The sequence below is a fragment of the Streptomyces sp. ID05-39B genome (assembly GCF_033794725.1).
GTDB lineage: Bacteria > Actinomycetota > Actinomycetes > Streptomycetales > Streptomycetaceae > Streptomyces > Streptomyces bobili.
The window spans coordinates 1-2,791 of sequence record NZ_JARGEF010000446.1 but is presented as its reverse complement, the minus strand read 5'-3'; the positions used below and the strand labels follow the sequence as shown (position 1 = coordinate 2,791).

At 70.1% G+C, this 2,791-nt stretch carries 2 protein-coding genes; both read left to right on the top strand.

The annotated features are described in order from the left end of the window. Positions 1-364 precede the first annotated feature (364 nt). On the top strand, positions 365-1,822 hold the full coding sequence (gene ahcY / locus P1P75_RS40870; protein WP_319264931.1) for an adenosylhomocysteinase: 1,458 nt from the start codon (positions 365-367) through the stop codon (positions 1,820-1,822). Positions 1,823-2,009: 187 nt separating this feature from the next. After that, positions 2,010-2,624, top strand: coding sequence for a hypothetical protein (locus P1P75_RS40865; protein WP_319264928.1), 615 nt, complete (start codon positions 2,010-2,012; stop codon positions 2,622-2,624). Positions 2,625-2,791: the final 167 nt, after the last annotated feature.

The window sequence follows — 2,791 nt, the reverse complement described above, 5'->3', positions numbered from 1 at the left end:
GTCGGTGGTCAGTGGCCGGCCCACCCCCCGGCCGGCCACTGACCACCGACCCACCCGACGGGGCCCGCCGACCACCGGCGGGCCCCGCCGCCATTCCCGGACCAGGGCCACCAGATCGGCGCGATCTGTTCGAAGGCGGACTGGGGACGTCCGCCGTCACCGGTGTAGCTTGGGACGGAGCCAGACGTCGCTGCTGATGGCGGTCGGGCGGTCCCACACGGACCGTCCGAGGGAGAGAGGGCCTCCGACGGACTGCGCTGCGCGCACGCGGGCATGCCCGTGTCCCCTTCGGGGCACCCCTGTGTCCGCCGCCGCGCAGACCAGCCGCACCCAGACCCCTCTCCAACCCGAGGAGCAGCTTCACATGACGACTGTCGACAACCGGCAGGACTTCAAGGTCGCCGATCTCTCCCTGGCCGAGTTCGGCCGCAAGGAGATCACCCTCGCCGAGCACGAGATGCCCGGCCTGATGTCGATCCGCCGCGAGTACGCCGACGCCCAGCCCCTCGCCGGCGCCCGCGTCACCGGCTCCCTGCACATGACCGTGCAGACCGCCGTCCTCATCGAGACCCTGGCCGCCCTCGGCGCCGAGGTCCGCTGGGCCTCCTGCAACATCTTCTCCACCCAGGACCACGCGGCCGCCGCCATCGCCGTCGGCCCGAACGGCACGCCCGACAACCCGCAGGGCATCCCCGTCTTCGCCTGGAAGGGCGAGACGCTGGAGGAGTACTGGTGGTGCACGGAGCAGGCACTGACCTGGCCGAACAGCCCCACCGGCGGCCCGAACATGATCCTTGACGACGGCGGTGACGCCACCATGCTCGTCCACAAGGGCGTCGAGTACGAGAAGGACGGAAAGGTCCCCTCCGTCGACACCGCCGAGAACGACGAGCACCGCGTCGTCCTCGAACTCCTCAACCGCACCATCACCGACGGCTCGCAGAAGTGGACCCAGCTGGCGTCCGAGATCCGCGGCGTCACCGAGGAGACCACCACCGGCGTCCACCGCCTGTACGAAATGCAGCGCGACGGCGTCCTGCTGTTCCCCGCGATCAACGTCAACGACGCCGTCACCAAGTCGAAGTTCGACAACAAGTACGGCTGCCGCCACTCCCTGATCGACGGCATCAACCGCGCCACCGACGTCCTCATCGGCGGCAAGACCGCGGTCGTCTGCGGCTACGGCGACGTCGGCAAGGGCTGCGCCGAGTCCCTGCGCGGCCAGGGCGCCCGCGTCATCATCACCGAGATCGACCCCATCTGCGCCCTCCAGGCGGCGATGGACGGCTACCAGGTCACCACCCTCGACGAGGTCGTCGGCCAGGCCGACATCTTCATCACCACGACCGGCAACAAGGACATCATCATGGCCTCCGACATGGCCAAGATGAAGCACCAGGCCATCGTCGGCAACATCGGCCACTTCGACAACGAGATCGACATGGCCGGCCTCGCCGCCACCCCCGGCATTGTCAAGGACGAGATCAAGCCGCAGGTCCACACCTGGACCTACCCCGACGGCAAGACCCTCATCGTCCTCTCCGAGGGCCGCCTGCTGAACCTGGGCAACGCCACCGGCCACCCCTCGTTCGTGATGTCCAACTCCTTCGCGGACCAGACCCTGGCCCAGATCGAGCTGTTCACCAAGCCCGACGAGTACCCGACCGGCGTCTACGTGCTGCCCAAGCACCTCGACGAGAAGGTCGCCCGCCTCCACCTCGACGCACTCGGCGTGAAGCTCACGACCCTCCGTCCCGAGCAGGCCTCGTACATCGGCGTCGAGGTCGACGGCCCGTACAAGTCCGACCAGTACCGCTACTGAGTCCGACCCACCCGCTGAGGAACATGCCCCACCACGGACACACTCCTCAGCACCAGGTCCTCCGAGACAGGCCCCCGCACCCCCGTGTCGGGGGCCTGCCCCGTCGGCCCCCGCCCGGACCGGCCGTCACAGCACCGGCCCGGCACGCCCAGGTGACCGGACCAGCCCGTCACACCACAGGACCCTCATGCCCCGCGGCCGCTATTCGCTCCACGATCCGCACGATCACACCCCCCTCGCCCACGAGCACTTCCAATGCGCCCCCGGCCCCTCCGGCTGGCGCTACGTCTCCCGGCTGACCACCCCCACCGGCGATCACCACGGCTCCGTCGACCTCACCCTCGACGCCCTCGGACGCCCCCTCCGCCTCGAACTCCACGCGAGCGACTGGCAGGTACGCGGCGCAGCCCTCGAAGGCGTCACCTGGGTCCGCACCGACCCCACCGGCAGCCACGCCACAGAAGGCAACGTCCCCGCCCACGCCTTCACCGGCACCTCCCCCGCATTCCTCATCGCCACCGCCCGCCTGCTTCGCCTCACCCCCACCGCGTCCGCGACCCGCGTACGCCTCGTCGCCTTCACCGATCCGGTCCTAGCCCCCCGCACCGTCGACCAGTCCTGGGCCCTGCTGAAAAGACAAGCACACCCCACTGACAACGGACCCCTGACCGTGGACGAATACCAGGTCACAGCCCTGGACACCGGCGAGCAGCACAGCGTGCACATCGCCGGGGACGTCGTCCTCGCAGCCCCCGGCATCGAGCTGGAAGACCTCGAATCGCCCCCGTCGACCTTCGACTGACCCAGCCGACCGAGGACCGCTACGCCGGCGGAACGAACCCGGTGGCAGGCCCCTCACCCGACGGCCGCTCCACCGACACCACCGCATCAGCCCCGACACCCTGCCGCTCCACCGGCGGACCCGGCACCGGACCGGCCGACCCGCCCGACGGACCCCCCGGCCAAGCC

Coding starts and splice junctions, on each gene's coding strand:
- ahcY (WP_319264931.1), top strand. CDS start 365: ATGACGACTGTCGACAACCGGCAGGACTTCAAGGTCGCCGATCTCTCC.
- P1P75_RS40865 (WP_319264928.1), top strand. CDS start 2,010: ATGCCCCGCGGCCGCTATTCGCTCCACGATCCGCACGATCACACCCCC.